Here is a 16,183-nt window from a genome sequence, read left to right as displayed (position 1 = left end):
TGATCCGCTACGTTGTTGTTGCTCGGACAGCACCTGGGGACAAGCCCGGAGAACGTTTAAAGGCTCAGCTAAAGGCGGCTAATGAGCCGTACCCCAGTTGGCTGGCGACGCTGCAGTGGACGGCCTCATGGTCTCCAAATTTCGTAACGGCGGTCAGACCTGCGTGTGCCCCAATCGGATCTATGTGCAGAGCGCTGTTCACGATAAATTCGTTGAAAAGCTGGTGGCAAGAGTCAGCGCGCTCAAGGTTGGGCCAGCCTCCCACAGCGATTCTCAGATTGGTCCGATGATCAACGCCCGCGCCATCGACAAGATCGCCCGCCACGTGGATGACGCTGTTTCAAAAGGCGCAGAAATCGCCACCGGAGGTCTACGCATCCGCGACGCTGTCGCAGACGGTCCGAACTACTACGCGCCGACAGTGCTGATCAATGCGAACTCGCAAATGGAGCTTTGCAACGAAGAGACATTCGGCCCCGTGGCCCCCATTTTCCGCTTCACGACTGAAGCGCAAGTGATCGAAATGGCCAACGACACTCCATTCGGGGATCGTGGGCATCAACGAAGGGGCTCTTGCTGCAGAGACCGCCCCGTTTGGGGGTGTCAAAGAATCGGGGTATGGCCGCGAGGGTTCACGCTACGGCCTTGAGGACTAAATGCACATCAAATACCTGTGTCAGGGCGGCCTGAACCAGTTCCGACAACTACAACAGAGGGGTACAAGCAATCATGAAAAATTTGCGATAGGTGGCTGTGGGCACCAAGGCGTCTATCACACTGCACATTACCAATGATGATCTTATCAGTCTGAGATCCAATGTGGACTACTCGCGGCACTTGATCGAGTTTCCGTCTGCTAACCACACCGCGTTAGTAATACCGAGCGTGCGAAAACAGTTTTCCATTAATGGTATTTTTCGTGGTATCAGCTTATAGAATTAAAGTAAGCATATGATCTTTATGGGGTTTTAATTATTGTTGATGTTCGAGTGGGAGTGATCGGCTACCTCAGCTGACTACTGCCACACCGTCGTAAGCGAAAGCCGAGTGAGCCTCAACGTCTCACTCGGCTTTTTACGTTTTCCGCCTCAGCCCACCAGCCTCATCCCCATCAGCTCCAGCGCAGTCGTCAGATCCGCCAAGGTATCGAACCTGCGTCCGCTGATACGGGGCCATGCCGGGCGGTCGATGTACACGCGATTACCCTCGTGTTTAACCTCCGTATGAACTGCAGCGCCTGCTTTGTTGCGGTGTATGAGCGTCACCCCTTCGCCGGTTCGTTCGAGCGTGAACATGCCGGGGTGGAGCAGCGTATTTTCCAGATCGGTTTCCTGCCGGGGCGCCTCACTCAGGTATTGCAGGCGTAAGTCGCTCTTTACTGTTCCTGCGCGACGGCCCATAGAATCGAACATCTCGGCACCGGGGTCAGGGGTGATCCCTCCGGACTCCATGACGCGTACATCTTCGATGCGCAATCCGATGACGCCTTCCAGTTCGGCCACGCCCGGGATGCCCTGATAGGTGTTGGCGTGGGAGTTGCCGACCAGCGCGACCCAGTTGCCGCTGTTTGATGCCTGATGCGAATCGATAACGCCTTTGGCGAAGTAGTTCATCATTTTTTGCCTAAGGGTTCGTTCACCACCCTCTACGCCGTCGAGGCGGTAACTCGCCATACAGTCGATGGCGCTGATTCGCACTCTATTGGCTCTGGCGGCTTTGAGCACGGCCATGAAGGTGTGTTTACCGGTGGGATCAGTCCGGTGCCCTTTGTCGAGGGTGTCGACATAGGCTTCAAGCTGAGGCGACATATCACCGGTCCTTGAAAAAGCATCCAGATCTGCCTGATGAAAATCGCTCATCAGGTGCTCCATATACAGCGTTCGCACCTTGAGCTTGGCGAGACGCGGCATCTGTTCGATCAGAAACTGTTTGCTACCGATGCCGGCGTGACTCTCGCCGATGACCAGACCCGGTGATCGTTGGAACAACGTCTTCAGCGTGCTTTTCAACGGCGCATCGGTAGGCAGCTCAGGAATTTCCGGGCGCGGGGGCAGTTGGAGTGTCGTGAAGAATGCGTCGGCGTCATTGCGCAGACCGTGACGCAGGCGTTTGAAATCGTCATAAGGGTCGCGTGTGCTGAAGTCACCGCTGTGGTAGCGGTCATCGACACGACGTCCACCATGTTGTGCGCCGTCCATGAGATCAGCTTTGAGCGCCTCCGGAACTTCGTACGGGCTGTGAACGGGAGCTGGAGTGACGGCGCCTCGGCCGACCGCCTGCTTGCTCAGCGCCTTCCCGCCGCCCCGCAGGGTCAAGGGATTGATCGACGCCCACTTCCCGGCGCTGTTAAGCCGTACGGGTCTGTTGCGATAAAACGAGAAGGGGTTCTCAGGGTCGATGATGGCCCAGGATTTCAGTTCGTTGATGTAGCGAACGGCGTAGGCGAAGCCATCGATCTCGATAAAGGTTTCGCCTTGATCGGTCAGGTAGATGCCGTTCATCTTGCCCTCTTCACGTATGGGCTCGAAGGCATCCAGCAGCATGTTGGTCTCGAAAGAATTCAGCCCATCGTTGCGCTCAAAGGGGTAAACGGATTCGGGTTCGAAGCCCGGCGTCTCTACGAACCCACCCACAGGTTCATCGACTTCGGGGACTGGCTCCAACCCGGCTTCAGGCTGCGGTAGCTCGCCTTCCGCCAACGCCTCTCCGCCCACAAGAAATGCACTATTAAACAGCGTGTCGATGCCCGCAGTGACGGCGCCGATGACCCCGGCCTTGCGCTGAGCGGTGCTCGCGCCGTTCACGGCCTGATCGATGTTGAGCCCCATGTCGGCGATGCCGGCGCCCACGGCTGCCAGCGCAATCGGCCAGTCAATCGCTGCCAGCGCACCGGACAGTTGAGAGAACGATCGCAGATAGCCGATCCACATCTGTTTGCGCAGGTCGCCGTTGGAATGCAGCGCCAGATCTGCGTCGGCAAACATCCGCGCCCGGATTACGTCGCGCAGATGAGCGAACGGGTCCCCTGACACAGGCCGACTCTGTTGATTGATCAGACCGGGATGCGCCGCGCCCCACGTGGTGTAGAGCACATCCAGGCCGTGAAACAGCCCGATGTTTTCATCGGCCTCGCCATGGGCCGACAGCGGGAAGTGCCCCATGAAGCGTGCACGTCGCTCCGGGCGGTTGTTCTGCGACAGCAGCCACCAGTGCAGCTCTTCCGGCGTATCGAAGGTATGAAACGCCTGTACTTCGCCGGGCGTGTAGAGGATCTGTCGGCCGGTCGAGGTCACGATTCGCAAGATGTCGCTGGCATCGTACCCGATCACGTCGAAGGTCCAGACGTTCGCGTCAAGACTGGCCGGCGCGCTGGCCTGGAGTGTTTGCAGGCTCGGAGAATCGGTCGGTTCAACGTTAGCCGCACGCAAGACGGTTCGCAGATCTTCTACGCTGAGCCAGCCGGCGTGGTGGTCTTCGAAGGCGGTGGCGATGAAGTTGGCTTTGGCCAGGGTGCGGAAATCGTCGGCGAAGTCGCGCCAGAACGTCTTCAACTTCTCTTGAAAGCGGGATTTGAAATCCACTGCCCAGAAGTCGCTCATGACCTGCGCTGGCAACATCATGACCTCGTTTCGCTCATCGAATGCTTCTGCATCAGGGCCCGCGGTGTAGAACCCGCTGAGCATCTGCAGGGTGTCGGCGTTGTCCTGATCGTGAGGGTTGAAACGGTGCATGACCAACTGCGCAAGGGTCATCGATTGGTAAGGCGCGTCCTGGTGTTGCCAGCCATTGAACGATCGCGGGCTGCTCTCTGCGGTGTGGAAGCAGTGCCAATAAACTGTGTCGGGCTCGATGTCGTGACCGGTGTGACGCAGGAGGATTTCCTGGGCGATGCTGCGGGCCATTTCGCGCATGTCCGGGCAGGCCTCGACCAGGCGCTCACTCATTTTAACGAGGGCAGTTCGGTCCTGGCTCAGGGATGCAACGGGTGGGCGGGCGGGGGCAACGGTCATATTCGTCTTCCTTGATGAATGGGAGGACAAGCTTGGCGTGATCCCCGATTCATTTGGCACTAAATATGTATTGCGTCCGCCCTCACCTTAAATTTCTGTAAGTGCCGGTGTATCGTGTCCGCCCCCTGCATCGTTCCCGGATGCGGTCAGTCGTTGTTGAGGTTTTTTGTACATGTCTTTTACCCGTCGACAGATACTCGGAGGTCTGGCCGGTCTTGCGGTGGTCGGGCTTGGCGCTGGCGGCGCCTCAAGGTATTGGCTCGGCAAACGCGGGCCGGGCGAGGGGCACGATTACGAATTGATCGCCGCGCCGCTCGACGTTGAGCTGGTGGCCGGGCACCAGACGCCCGCCTGGGCATTTGGCGGCTCGGCGCCAGGCACTGAACTGCGCGTCAGACAGGGCGAGTGGCTGCGGGTGCGCTTCATCAATCATCTGCCCGTTGAAACTACCATTCACTGGCACGGCATCCGGCTGCCGCTGGAGATGGACGGGGTGCCGTACGTTTCGCAGTTGCCGGTTAAACCGGGCGAGTACTTCGACTACAAATTCCGTGTTCCGGACGCCGGCAGCTACTGGTATCACCCCCATGTCAGCAGCAGTGAAGAACTGGGCCGCGGGCTGGTCGGGCCGCTGATTGTCGAGGAGCGCGAGCCGACCGGGTTTGCCCACGAACGCGTTGTCAGCCTGAAGAGCTGGCACGTGGACGAGGAGGGCGCTTTCACTGATTTCAGCGTTATTCGCGAGGCTGCACGCGAGGGCACGGCGGGACGCCTGTCGACGATCAATGGCGTGCCACAAGGCGTCGTCGAGCTGCCTGCCGGGCAAATCACTCGGGTGCGCATTCTCAATCTCGACAATACGGTGACTTATCGCCTGAACCTGCCGGGCGCAGAGGCGATGATCTACGCCCTGGACGGCAACCCGGTCAAACCGCGCCCGCTGGGCAAGGATTACTGGCTGGGGCCGGGCATGCGCATCTGTCTGGCGATCAAGGCGCCTGCGGCCAGTGAAGAGATTTCCCTGCGTAACGGCCCCGTGAGATTGGGCACATTCCGCTCGGTCGCCAACAACGATACGCCAGGCGAGTGGCCGCCCGAACTGCCGGCCAATCCGGTCGCCGAGCCTGACCTGGCCAACGCCGAGAAGCTCAATTTCAATTTCGAGTGGGTCGGTTCGGTGTCGGTGAATGTCGACAACGGCAAGCCGCCCAGCTTGTGGCAAATCAACGGCCAGGCGTGGGACATCACCGATAAGACCTGCGCGGACCGGCCGATCGCCAAGCTTGAACGCGGCAAGAGTTACATCTTCGAGCTAAAGAACATGACGCAGTATCAGCATCCCATTCACTTGCACGGGATGAGTTTCAAAGTCATCGCTTCCAATCGAAAGAAGGTGGTTCCGTATTTTACGGACACCTATCTGCTGGGGCGCAACGAGCGCGCGCGCGTTGCCTTGGTCGCGGATAATCCCGGCGTGTGGATGTTTCACTGCCATGTGATCGATCACATGGAAACCGGCCTCATGGCCGCTATCGAGGTCTCCTGATGCGTCAGCCGCCCATCATCGATCGCAGTCGCGATCAGCATTTCATGCGCGAAGCCCTGGCGCTGGCGGCGGAAGGTGCGTTGCTGGGCGAGGTGCCGGTCGGCGCGGTGGTGGTTCAGGACGGCGAAATCATCGGTCGCGGTTTCAACTGCCCCATCAGCGGCAGCGATCCCAGTGCCCACGCCGAGATGGTCGCCATTCGCGCGGCGGCGCAGTCACTCAGCAATTACCGTCTGCCAGGCAGCACGCTCTACGTGACGCTGGAACCCTGCAGCATGTGCGCGGGGTTGATCGTCCACTCACGTATCAGCCGCGTCGTGTATGGCGCGACTGAACCGAAAGCAGGAGTAGTGCAGAGTCAGGGGCAGTTCTTCACGCAGCCGTTTCTCAATCATCGCGTGCTATTCGAAGGCGGGGTGCTGGGGGAGGAGTGCGGGACGATGCTGAGCGAGTTTTTCAGGATGAGGCGGGCGAAGGGGTAGTTTAGTGCGACGGCGAGCGGATCCCTTGGCGCTGACTAAAGCGGCGCTTTCTCTTCCGACGGCTTGGTCTTGTCCACTCCGGGCACATGCAACGAGCCTTCCGCGACCTGACCGCCTTCCATCTGCGGCTGCGTCACCCACGTCAGGATGTCGTAATACCGGCGGATGTTGGCAACGAAGCTGACCGGTTCGCCGCCCCGGGCATAGCCGTAGCGGGTCTTGCTGTACCACTTCTTCTGCGCCAGACGCGGCAGCATCTTCTTCACATCCAGCCACTTGTTCGGGTTCAGGCCTTCGTTTTCCGCCAGCTTGCGCGCGTCATCCAGATGGCCGCTGCCGATGTTGTAGGACGCCAACGCCAGCCAGGTGCGATCAGGCTCCTGAATCGAGTCGTCGAGCTGTTCTTTGACGTAGGCAAAATACTTGGCGCCGCCCTGAATACTCTGTTTTGCGTCGAGCCTATTGGACACACCCATGGCCTGGGCCGTGCTCTGCGTCAGCATCATCAAGCCGCGCACGCCGGTCTTCGACGTCACCCCCGGCTGCCACAATGACTCCTGATAACCGATTGCGGCCAGCAGCCGCCAGTCGACCTGCTCAGACTTGGCAGCGGCCTGGAAGTGCTTTTCGTACTTGGGCAGGCGTTCCTGCAAATGCTGGGCGAAGGTGTAGGCGCCGACATAACCGAGAACGTCAACATGCCCGTAATAGCGGTCTTTGAGCCGCTGCAGCATGCCGTTCTTCTGCATCTTGTCGAGGTAGGCGTTGATCTCGTTGAGCAGGCTGTTGTCATCGCCTAACGCCACGGCCCAACGCTGGTCGCGGCCATCGCCGAGGTCGAAGCCGACGCGAACGTTGGGGAAATACACCTGATTCATCGCCAGTTCGTTGGAATCCACCAGGGTCAGGTCGATCTGCCCCTCATCCACCATGCGCAGCAGGTCGACGACTTCGACCTGATCGGATTCTTCGTAGTTAATGGCGGGGTACTTGACCTTCAGCGCCGCCAGTTGCTCGGCATGGCTGCTGCCTTTAAGCACGAGGATGCGCTTGCCGACCAGATCACCCGGATCGGTCGGCCGCGACTGGCCGTTGCGGTAAATGACCTGCGGGGTGACTTCCAGATAGGAGTGGGAAAAGCGTACCTGCTTCGCGCGGTTTTCGCTGCTCACCAGGCCCGCCGCCGCCAGCACCGGGCCGCCGGGCTTGCCCATCTGATCGAACAGGTCGTCCAGGTTGTCGGCGGTTTCTATTTTCAGTTCAACGCCCAGATCGTCGGCGAAACGCTTCACCAGTTCGTACTCGAAACCGGTTTCACCGTTGCGGTCCTGAAAATAGGTCGCCGGGCTGTTGCGGGTGACGACGCGCAGAACGCCATCCTCCTTGACTCGTTCAAGCGTGTTGGGTTTCTCCACACACGCGCCGAGCAGCAGGAAGATTCCGGTTGCGATGAGCCACTTGGCACAGCGTGGGCGGAAATCTGATTGGGAAAACATCGGTGCAGTATACGCAAAGGAGCCATACCGCCATATCTCGACAGCGCGGGTCGCGTCTGATAGAGCAGAGGATTTTTTACCTTCCGGCGCAGGCAAGCGCCCGGAGCCGACATTCGGGTGCATTCCGCGCCGTGGTTTCGGGTGCCGACGCAGACTGATTAGGCTAGAATGCACGGCCTCAAAGCACACCCCCTTCCCGAGGCTGTCCCGACGATGTTGATCCTGCGTGGTGCTCCCGCCCTTTCCGCCTTCCGCCACAAGAAATTACTTGCGCAGCTGAACGATAAAGTTCCGGCTGTCAGTGGCCTGTACGCTGAATTCGCCCACTTCGCTGAGGTCAATGGCGTTCTGACCGAAGACGAGCAGCAAGTCCTTGCCCGCCTGCTGAAATACGGTCCGAGCGTACCGGTTCAGGAGCCAGCGGGCCGCCTGTTCCTGGTCCTCCCGCGTTTCGGCACCATCTCGCCGTGGTCGAGCAAGGCCACCGACATCGCGCGCAATTGCAGCCTGACCAAAATTCAGCGCCTTGAGCGCGGCATCGCCTTTTATGTAGAAGGCCAGTTCAGCAACGCCGACGCACAGCTGATCGCCGACGCGCTGCACGACCGCATGACCCAGATCGTCCTGGGCGCGCTGGAAGAGGCCGCCAGCCTGTTCAGCCACGCCGAGCCCAAGCCGCTGATCGCCATCGACGTACTGGGTGGCGGCCGCGCTGCGCTGGAAAAGGCCAACGTCGAACTGGGTCTGGCCCTGGCCGAAGACGAAATCGATTACCTGGTGAACGCGTTCACCGGCCTCAAGCGCAACCCCCATGACATCGAACTGATGATGTTTGCGCAGGCAAACTCCGAGCACTGCCGTCACAAGATCTTCAACGCCAGTTGGGACATCGATGGCCAGAGCCAGGAAAAAAGCCTGTTCGGCATGATCAAGAACACCTACCAGATGCACAACGAAGGCGTGCTGTCCGCTTACAAGGACAACGCTTCGGTGATCGTCGGCAGCGTGGCCGGCCGCTTCTTCCCGAATCCTGAAAGCCGCGAGTACGGTGCGGTTCAGGAGCCGGTGCACATTCTGATGAAGGTCGAAACCCACAACCACCCGACGGCGATCGCTCCGTTCCCCGGCGCAGCCACCGGTTCCGGCGGCGAGATCCGCGACGAGGGCGCGACCGGCCGTGGTGCCAAGCCGAAAGCCGGCCTGACCGGTTTCACGGTGTCCAACCTGAACATTCCGGGTTTCGAGCAGCCGTGGGAGAAGCCGTACGGCAAACCCGAGCGCATCGTCACGCCGCTGGACATCATGATTGAAGGCCCGCTGGGTGGCGCGGCGTTCAACAACGAGTTCGGTCGCCCGGCGCTGACCGGCTACTTCCGTACCTTCGAGCAGTCGATCAGCACGCCCCACGGCGATGAAGTTCGCGGCTACCACAAGCCGATCATGCTCGCAGGCGGCATGGGCAACATCCGCGAAGGGCACGTACAGAAAGCCGAAATCACCGTCGGCGCCAAGCTCATCGTGCTCGGCGGCCCGGCGATGCTGATCGGTCTGGGTGGCGGCGCGGCTTCCTCCATGGCCACCGGCACCAGCTCGGCTGACCTGGACTTCGCTTCGGTACAACGTGAAAACCCGGAAATGGAACGCCGCTGCCAAGAGGTCATCGACCGCTGCTGGCAGCTGGGTGAAGCCAACCCGATCGCGTTCATCCATGACGTCGGCGCGGGTGGTCTGTCCAACGCTTTCCCTGAACTGGTCAACGACGGCGGTCGCGGCGGCCGCTTCGAGCTGCGCAACGTGCCGAACGACGAGCCAGGCATGGCCCCGCTGGAGATCTGGAGCAACGAGTCCCAGGAACGTTACGTTCTGGCGGTCAGCGCTCCGGATTTCGAACGCTTCAAAGCCATCTGCGAACGTGAGCGTTGCCCGTTCGCGGTGGTCGGTGAGGCGACTGAAGAGCCGCAACTGACCGTCACTGACAGCCACTTCGGCAACAACCCTGTCGACATGCCGCTGGAAGTGCTGCTGGGCAAGGCGCCGCGCATGCACCGTTCTGCCGAGCGTGAAACAGAGCTGGGCGACGACTTCGACCCGAGCGCGCTCGACATCGAAGAAAGCGTGCAGCGCGTGCTGCATCACCCGGCAGTGGCGAGCAAGAGCTTCCTTATTACCATTGGCGACCGCAGCATCACCGGTATGGTCAATCGCGATCAGATGGTCGGTCCGTGGCAAGTGCCCGTGGCAGACGTCGCCGTTACAGCAACCAGTTTCGACGTGTACACCGGCGAAGCCATGGCGATGGGCGAGCGCACGCCGCTGGCATTGCTGGATGCCCCGGCATCCGGCCGCATGGCCATTGGCGAGACCCTGACCAACATCGCAGCGTCGAGCATCGGCAAGCTTTCCGACATCAAGCTGTCCGCCAACTGGATGTCCGCAGCCGGTCATCCGGGCGAAGACGCGCGCCTGTACGACACCGTGAAAGCCGTCGGCATGGAGCTGTGCCCTGAGCTGGGCATTACCATTCCGGTGGGCAAGGACTCGATGTCCATGAAGACCCGCTGGAGCGACGAGGGCACCGAGAAAACCGTGACCTCGCCGCTGTCGCTGATCGTCACCGGTTTCGCACCTGTCACCGATATTCGCAAGACCCTGACCCCGCAACTGCGCATGGACAAGGGCCTGACCGATCTGATCCTGATCGATCTGGGCCGTGGCCAGAACCGCATGGGCGCGTCGATTCTCGCCCAGACCCACGGCAAGCTCGGCAGCGTTGCGCCGGACGTCGATGACGCTGAAGACCTGAAAGCTTTCTTCGCCGTGATCCAGGGCCTGAACGCCGACGACCACCTGCTGGCCTATCACGACCGTTCCGACGGTGGCTTGATGGCGACCGTGCTGGAAATGGCGTTCGCTGGGCACTGTGGCCTGAACCTCGAACTCGACACGCTGACCGGCACCCGCGAAAAAGTCGCGGCCATTCTGTTCAACGAAGAGCTGGGTGCAGTGATCCAGGTTCGCCAGGACGCCACGCCGCTCGTGCTCGCGCAGTTCAGCGCCGCCGGCCTGGGCGAGGACTGCGTCGCCGTGATAGGTAAGCCGATCAACAACAGCGATGTGATCATCAGCCTGAGCGGCGACACCGTGTTCAAAGGTGATCGCCGCCTGCTGCAGCGTCAGTGGAGCGAAACCAGCTATCAGATCCAGCGCCTGCGCGATAACGCCGATTGCGCCGATCAGGAATTCGATGCGCTGCTGGAAGAAGACAATCCAGGCCTGAACGTGAAGCTGGGCTATGACGTCAACGACGACATCGCTGCGCCTTACATCAAGAAGGGCGTTCGCCCACAAGTGGCGGTGCTGCGCGAGCAGGGCGTCAACGGTCAGGTCGAAATGGCGGCTGCGTTCGATCGCGCCGGTTTCGCCTCGGTTGACGTGCACATGAGCGACATCCTCGCCGGTCGCGTCGACCTCAACGACTTCAAAGGTCTGGTGGCGTGCGGTGGTTTCTCCTACGGCGACGTGTTGGGTGCCGGCGAAGGCTGGGCCAAGTCTGCGCTGTTCAACAGCCGCGCACGGGATGCGTTCCAGGGCTTCTTTGCCCGCAGCGACAGCTTCGCCCTGGGCGTTTGCAACGGTTGCCAGATGATGTCCAACCTCAGCGAGCTGATTCCGGGCAGCGAATTCTGGCCGCACTTCGTCCGCAACCGCTCGGAGCAGTTCGAAGCGCGCGTGGCGATGGTCGAAATCCAGAAGTCGGCGTCGATCTTCCTGCAAGGCATGGCCGGTTCGCACATGCCGATCGCCATCGCCCACGGGGAAGGTCACGCCGAGTTCAAGACCCCTGAGTCGCTGATTGAAACCGATCTGTCCGGCACCGTTGCTGTGCGTTTCGTCGACAATCACGGCAAGGTCACGGAAAACTATCCGGCCAACCCGAACGGTTCGCCACGAGGCATCGCCGGTCTCACCACGCTCGACGGTCGCGTCACCATCATGATGCCGCACCCCGAGCGCGTGTTCCGCGCCGTGACCAACTCGTGGCGTCCGGATGAGTGGGCTGAAGATGGCGCGTGGATGCGCATGTTCCGTAACGCGCGCGTCTGGGTTAACTGACCGTTGATGTACAAGCTGGCCTTCTTTGTGCCACCGAGCCATGTGGAGCAGGTCAAAAATGCGTTGTTCGCCGCCGGTGCGGGGCGAATCGGCGCGTATGACTGCTGCTCATGGCAGGTCCTTGGCCACGGCCAGTTTCGTCCGCTGGACGGCAGTCAGCCGTTCATCGGTCAAGCCGGCGAGGTCGAGCAGGTTCAGGAATGGAAGGTCGAGCTTGTGGTGTCAGACGAGCTGATCAGGCAGGCGGTTGCTGCGCTGAAGGACAGTCATCCCTACGAAGTGCCGGCTTATGACGTGTGGAAGCTGGAAGATATCTAGCCTCCCTTCAGCATTACTCGAAATTAAAGCGTTCTGCATCACCCGCAGAACCTTACGGCCGAATCTCTATCATCGTGCCGTCCTTCACGAGATCCCATACCTCCCGAATATCGCTGTTGCGCATGGCGATGCAGCCGTTCGTCCAGTCCAAGGTGTGGAAATACCACTCCGGGTAATCGTCATTGATCGGCGTACCGTGGATCATGATCATGCTGCCGGGCTTCACGCCTTCGCGTCGGGCGCGTGCGGCATCGGAGATGTTGGGGTAGGAAATGTGCATCGACAGGTTGTAGGCATCGCTGGTCTTGCGCCAGTCCAGCCAATAGAAACCCTCCGGTGTGCGCTGGTCTCCCTCTTGCAGCTTGGGTCCGTTGGGCGCCTTGCCCAGTGAGATCCGGTACGTCTTCAGCGCCTCGCCACGACTGATCAGCTGCAACTGATGCGCAGATTTGAGCACCAACACCTTATCGATGGTCCGGTCCGCGATGTTCTGGGTGTCGACGACCTTTCCGCCAACGAACTTCTGTTCGCTGCCTTTGGGCACGATGGTCTGCGTGAACGCAGCCTGGGACAACGGCACAACCGACAGGCATAAAACGGCGAGCAACCAACGCATGAAAAGGGTATCCCTGAAGCCTGCGCGGCAATCGCGCGCCGTCGTCTTGATCAAGTGGTTTTGAGAGGGGGTGTAACGGACAGGCAATCGGTGCGCACCTGGAAATCCTGATGCCGCCGGTCGCGGAAAAAGCATTCTAGGGTACGTCTGACGGTCTGGAAAGCCAGCTCCGACCACGGGATATCGGCTTCGTCGAACAACTTCACTTCCAGACTTTCGATGCCGGCCGCGAACTCCGGTTTGACCAGGTTCGAGCGGTAGAAGATATGCACCTGATTGATGTGCGGCACGTCGATCATCGAATACAACTGCAGGTCCTCGACTTCAGCGCAGGCCTCTTCGAACGTTTCCCTGCGGGCGGCCTGCTCGACGCTTTCGCCGTTTTCCATGAACCCGGCAGGCAGCGTCCAGTAGCCCAGTCGCGGCTCGATGGCTCGACGGCATAGCAACACCTTTTCGCCCCACACCGGCACGACGCCGGCGACGATGTTGGGGTTCTGGTAGTGGATGGTGTCGCAATGTTCACACACGTACCGCGGGCGGCTGTCGCCCTCGGGGATACGCTGGATGACCTGTTCGCCGCAGTTGCTGCAGAATTTCATGATCGAATCGGGTTCCTGTTGGCAGCGGCTATCTTGAGCCGTAGCGCGGGTGGACGGCAAGAGGCGTCTTGCACGGGTGGCTTGTCCTACAAGACTTGGGCGCGTCGCCGCTTTGGTGCATGATGCCGGGCAGGCAACCGATCGAGAATTCCCATGCTGGATGAGCTACTTCACCGTATGAGCAGCCACACGCCGGTGATGCTGGAAACGGACGCGCGCTTCCCCGAGGCCGCCGTGCTTCTCCCCATTACCCGCAATGCCGAGCCCGAACTGGTGCTGACCCTGCGCGCCAGCGGCCTGTCGACCCACGGCGGCGAAGTGGCCTTCCCGGGCGGCCGGCGTGACCCGGAAGACCCGGACCTGATCTTCACCGCACTGCGCGAAGCCCAGGAGGAAATTGGCTTGCCACCTGGTCTGGTGGAAGTGATCGGCCCGCTGAGTCCATTGATCTCCAAGCACGGTATAAGAGTGACGCCTTATGTCGGCATCATTCCCGATTTTGTTGAGTACACACCCAATGATGGCGAGATCGCGGCGGTCTTCAGCGTGCCGCTGGACTTCTTCCGTCAGGATGCCCGCGAACACACCCACCGCATCGACTATCAAGGGCGCAGCTGGTACGTGCCGAGTTACCGCTTCGGCGAGTACAAGATCTGGGGTCTGACGGCGATCATGATCGTTGAGCTGATGAACCTGTTGTTCGACAGCGCCATCGACCTCAACGAGCCGCCAAAGCGATCGATCATCCACACGCTGAAATCCTGACCCGCCGCCGCGTCGCAGCAAGGGGACCGAGCCATGAGGGCCGAACCATGAGGAGCAGACCATGAAATACCGCCTGGGTGATGCCCGCGTCGACGCGCACACCAGCAGCTGGATCGCGCCGACAGCCACTGTCATCGGCAATGTGCGCTTGCAGGCCAACGCCAGCGTCTGGTTTGGCGCCGTGTTGCGCGGCGACAACGAGCTCATCGATATCGGCGAGAACAGTAACGTGCAGGACGGCACCGTCATGCACACCGACATGGGTTCGCCGCTGACCATCGGCCGCAACGTGACCATCGGCCACAACGCGATGCTGCACGGTTGCAGCGTGGACGACAGCACACTCATCGGCATCAACGCGGTCATCCTCAACGGCGCGAAGATCGGCAAACACTGCATCATCGGCGCGAATTCACTGATCGGCGAAGGCAAAGTCATCCCTGATGGTTCCCTGGTCATGGGCTCGCCGGGCAAAATCGTCCGCGAACTCACCGATGCGCAGAAGCAGATGCTCGACGCCAGCGCCGCCCATTACGTCCACAACGCCCAACGCTACGCGCGTGACCTGGCCCCACAGGAAGACTGATGTCCAGCGCCATTCCCCCGATCCATGAAGCAACCATTCATGACAAGCCGATTCATGAAAAGCCCGTCCGCTCGCCCTGCGTGAGCATCTGCGCATTGAACGAGGCGGACATCTGCACCGGCTGCCAGCGCACCGTGGCCGAGATCACCGGCTGGAGCCGCATGGACAATCAGGCGCGCCGTGCCGTGTTGGTTGCCTGCGATGAGCGGGCGAGGACGAGCGGGATGATGTTTCAGGTGAGCGACAGCAGCCCTCGACGTTGAATCAACCCTGCGCCGCTGCATCCCATTCCTTGGCCTTCATGGTAAATTGCGCGCCTTTCTCCCCTGCGGTTGCTTGCACATCGCGAGCAACCCTCGACCTGCTCCACGAGGACCTGAGATGACTCAAATCGGAACTCCACTGTCGCCGACCGCGACCCGCGTTTTGCTCTGCGGTTGCGGCGAGCTTGGCAAGGAAGTCGTGATCGAGCTGCAACGGCTGGGCGTTGAAGTGATCGCCGTCGACCGTTACGCCAATGCTCCGGCGATGCAGGTCGCGCACCGCAGCCACGTGATCAATATGCTCGACGGCGCAGCGTTGCGTGCGGTGATCGAGTCCGAGAAGCCCCATTACATCGTCCCGGAAATCGAAGCGATCGCCACCGCGACCCTGGTGGAGCTGGAGTCCGAAGGCTTCACGGTCATTCCGACGGCCCGCGCTGCGCAGCTGACCATGAACCGCGAAGGCATTCGTCGTCTGGCCGCTGAAGAGCTGGACCTGCCGACCTCGCCGTATCACTTTGCCGACACCTTCGAAGATTACAAGAAAGCCGTCGAAGACCTCGGCTTCCCGTGCGTGGTCAAACCGGTGATGAGCTCGTCGGGCAAGGGCCAGAGCCTGCTGAAAACCGACGCGGACATCCAGAAGGCCTGGGACTATGCCCAAGAAGGCGGTCGTGCTGGCAAAGGTCGGGTGATCATTGAAGGCTTCATTGATTTCGATTACGAAATCACTTTGCTGACCGTGCGGCACGTCGGCGGCACCACCTTCTGCGCGCCGGTCGGCCATCGTCAGGAGAAGGGCGACTACCAGGAATCGTGGCAGCCCCAGGCCATGAGCCCGGTGGCATTGGCCGAGTCCGAGCGCGTCGCCAGAGCGGTAACTGAAGCGCTGGGTGGCCGTGGTCTGTTCGGCGTCGAGTTGTTCATCAAGGGCGATCAGGTCTGGTTCAGCGAAGTCTCGCCGCGCCCCCACGACACCGGTCTGGTTACGCTGATCTCCCAGGACCTGTCGCAGTTCGCGCTGCACGCCCGGGCCATTCTCGGTCTGCCGATCCCGCTGATTCGCCAGTTCGGCCCATCGGCGTCGGCAGTGATTCTGGTGGAAGGTCAATCAACCCAGACGGCGTTCGCCAATCTGGAGCAAGCCCTTAGCGAACCGGACACCGCGCTGCGTCTGTTCGGCAAGCCCGAGGTCAACGGTCAGCGCCGCATGGGCGTTGCCCTGGCCCGTGACGAGTCGATCGAAGCGGCCCGCCGCAAGGCTACCCGCGCGTCGATCGCGGTGAAGGTCCAGTTGTAAGCTTTACGCTGAATACAAAACGGCGCCCTCAGGGGCGCCGTTTTTGTTTGGCTGTCAGGCAATAGCCCTTTGTAGGAGCGCGCTTG

At 60.7% G+C, this 16,183-nt stretch carries 12 protein-coding genes and 1 pseudogene; 9 read left to right on the top strand and 4 right to left on the bottom strand.

Annotation, left to right across the window (positions count from 1 at the left end):
• Nucleotides 1–106: 106 nt before the first annotated feature.
• Nucleotides 107–656: pseudogene (locus BMY98_RS20855) on the top strand (aldehyde dehydrogenase family protein); the annotation flags it as partial.
• A gap of 432 nt (nt 657–1,088) precedes the next feature.
• Here the strand turns inward: BMY98_RS20855 and BMY98_RS20850 are convergent.
• A complete protein-coding gene (locus tag BMY98_RS20850) occupies nt 1,089–4,010 on the bottom strand; it encodes a membrane-targeted effector domain-containing toxin (RefSeq protein WP_074892294.1) in 2,922 nt (973 codons plus the stop codon).
• 172 nt (nt 4,011–4,182) lie between these two features.
• Here BMY98_RS20850 and BMY98_RS20845 point away from each other — a divergent pair, with 172 nt between their 5' ends.
• The gene (locus tag BMY98_RS20845; RefSeq protein ID WP_074892293.1) at nt 4,183–5,556 is read left to right on the top strand and encodes a multicopper oxidase family protein; all 1,374 of its coding nucleotides are present in this window, start codon (nt 4,183–4,185) and stop codon (nt 5,554–5,556) included.
• On the top strand, nt 5,556–6,038 hold the full coding sequence (tadA, locus tag BMY98_RS20840; protein WP_074892292.1) for a tRNA adenosine(34) deaminase TadA: 483 nt from the start codon (nt 5,556–5,558) through the stop codon (nt 6,036–6,038). Before BMY98_RS20845 ends, tadA begins: the two co-directional genes overlap by 1 nt.
• A 35-nt stretch (nt 6,039–6,073) precedes the next feature.
• Here tadA and mltF read toward each other — a convergent pair whose 3' ends face one another.
• Nucleotides 6,074–7,534: a membrane-bound lytic murein transglycosylase MltF gene (gene mltF / locus BMY98_RS20835; RefSeq protein WP_074892291.1), complete on the bottom strand. Its 1,461-nt coding sequence runs from the start codon at nt 7,532–7,534 to the stop codon at nt 6,074–6,076.
• Between the two features lie 213 nt (nt 7,535–7,747).
• Between mltF and purL the strand changes: the two genes are divergently transcribed.
• A complete protein-coding gene (gene purL / locus BMY98_RS20830; RefSeq protein WP_074892290.1) occupies nt 7,748–11,647 on the top strand; it encodes a phosphoribosylformylglycinamidine synthase in 3,900 nt (1,299 codons plus the stop codon).
• Nucleotides 11,648–11,653: 6 nt separating this feature from the next.
• Nucleotides 11,654–11,965: a YqfO family protein gene (locus tag BMY98_RS20825; protein ID WP_074892289.1), complete on the top strand. Its 312-nt coding sequence runs from the start codon at nt 11,654–11,656 to the stop codon at nt 11,963–11,965.
• Between the two features lie 52 nt (nt 11,966–12,017).
• On the opposite strand, the gene BMY98_RS20820 is transcribed toward BMY98_RS20825, so the two are convergent.
• Both BMY98_RS20820 and BMY98_RS20815 read right to left on the bottom strand, forming a co-directional pair.
• Nucleotides 12,018–12,581: a L,D-transpeptidase family protein gene (locus BMY98_RS20820; protein ID WP_074892288.1), complete on the bottom strand. Its 564-nt coding sequence runs from the start codon at nt 12,579–12,581 to the stop codon at nt 12,018–12,020.
• A gap of 50 nt (nt 12,582–12,631) precedes the next feature.
• Nucleotides 12,632–13,183, bottom strand: coding sequence for an NUDIX hydrolase (locus tag BMY98_RS20815; RefSeq protein ID WP_074892287.1), 552 nt, complete (start codon nt 13,181–13,183; stop codon nt 12,632–12,634).
• 153 nt (nt 13,184–13,336) lie between these two features.
• On the opposite strand from BMY98_RS20815, the gene BMY98_RS20810 reads away from it, so the two are divergent.
• The 4 genes from BMY98_RS20810 to purT all read left to right on the top strand — a co-directional run bounded on the left by BMY98_RS20810 (nt 13,337) and on the right by purT (nt 16,097).
• Complete coding sequence (locus BMY98_RS20810) at nt 13,337–13,948, top strand: CoA pyrophosphatase (RefSeq protein ID WP_074892286.1); 612 nt, start codon at nt 13,337–13,339, stop codon at nt 13,946–13,948.
• A 61-nt stretch (nt 13,949–14,009) separates the two neighbouring features.
• Nucleotides 14,010–14,534: a gamma carbonic anhydrase family protein gene (locus BMY98_RS20805; RefSeq protein ID WP_074892285.1), complete on the top strand. Its 525-nt coding sequence runs from the start codon at nt 14,010–14,012 to the stop codon at nt 14,532–14,534.
• Complete coding sequence (locus BMY98_RS20800) at nt 14,534–14,797, top strand: DUF1289 domain-containing protein (RefSeq protein WP_074892284.1); 264 nt, start codon at nt 14,534–14,536, stop codon at nt 14,795–14,797. The genes BMY98_RS20805 and BMY98_RS20800 overlap by 1 nt, the downstream gene beginning before the upstream one ends.
• 118 nt (nt 14,798–14,915) lie before the next feature.
• Complete coding sequence (gene purT / locus BMY98_RS20795; RefSeq protein ID WP_074892283.1) at nt 14,916–16,097, top strand: formate-dependent phosphoribosylglycinamide formyltransferase; 1,182 nt, start codon at nt 14,916–14,918, stop codon at nt 16,095–16,097.
• Nucleotides 16,098–16,183 lie beyond the last annotated feature (86 nt).

This window comes from Pseudomonas graminis, assembly GCF_900111735.1.
GTDB classification, from domain to species: domain Bacteria; phylum Pseudomonadota; class Gammaproteobacteria; order Pseudomonadales; family Pseudomonadaceae; genus Aquipseudomonas; species Aquipseudomonas graminis.
Note: the sequence above shows the minus strand (reverse complement) of the source record. Positions and strands in the feature narration are given on the sequence as shown.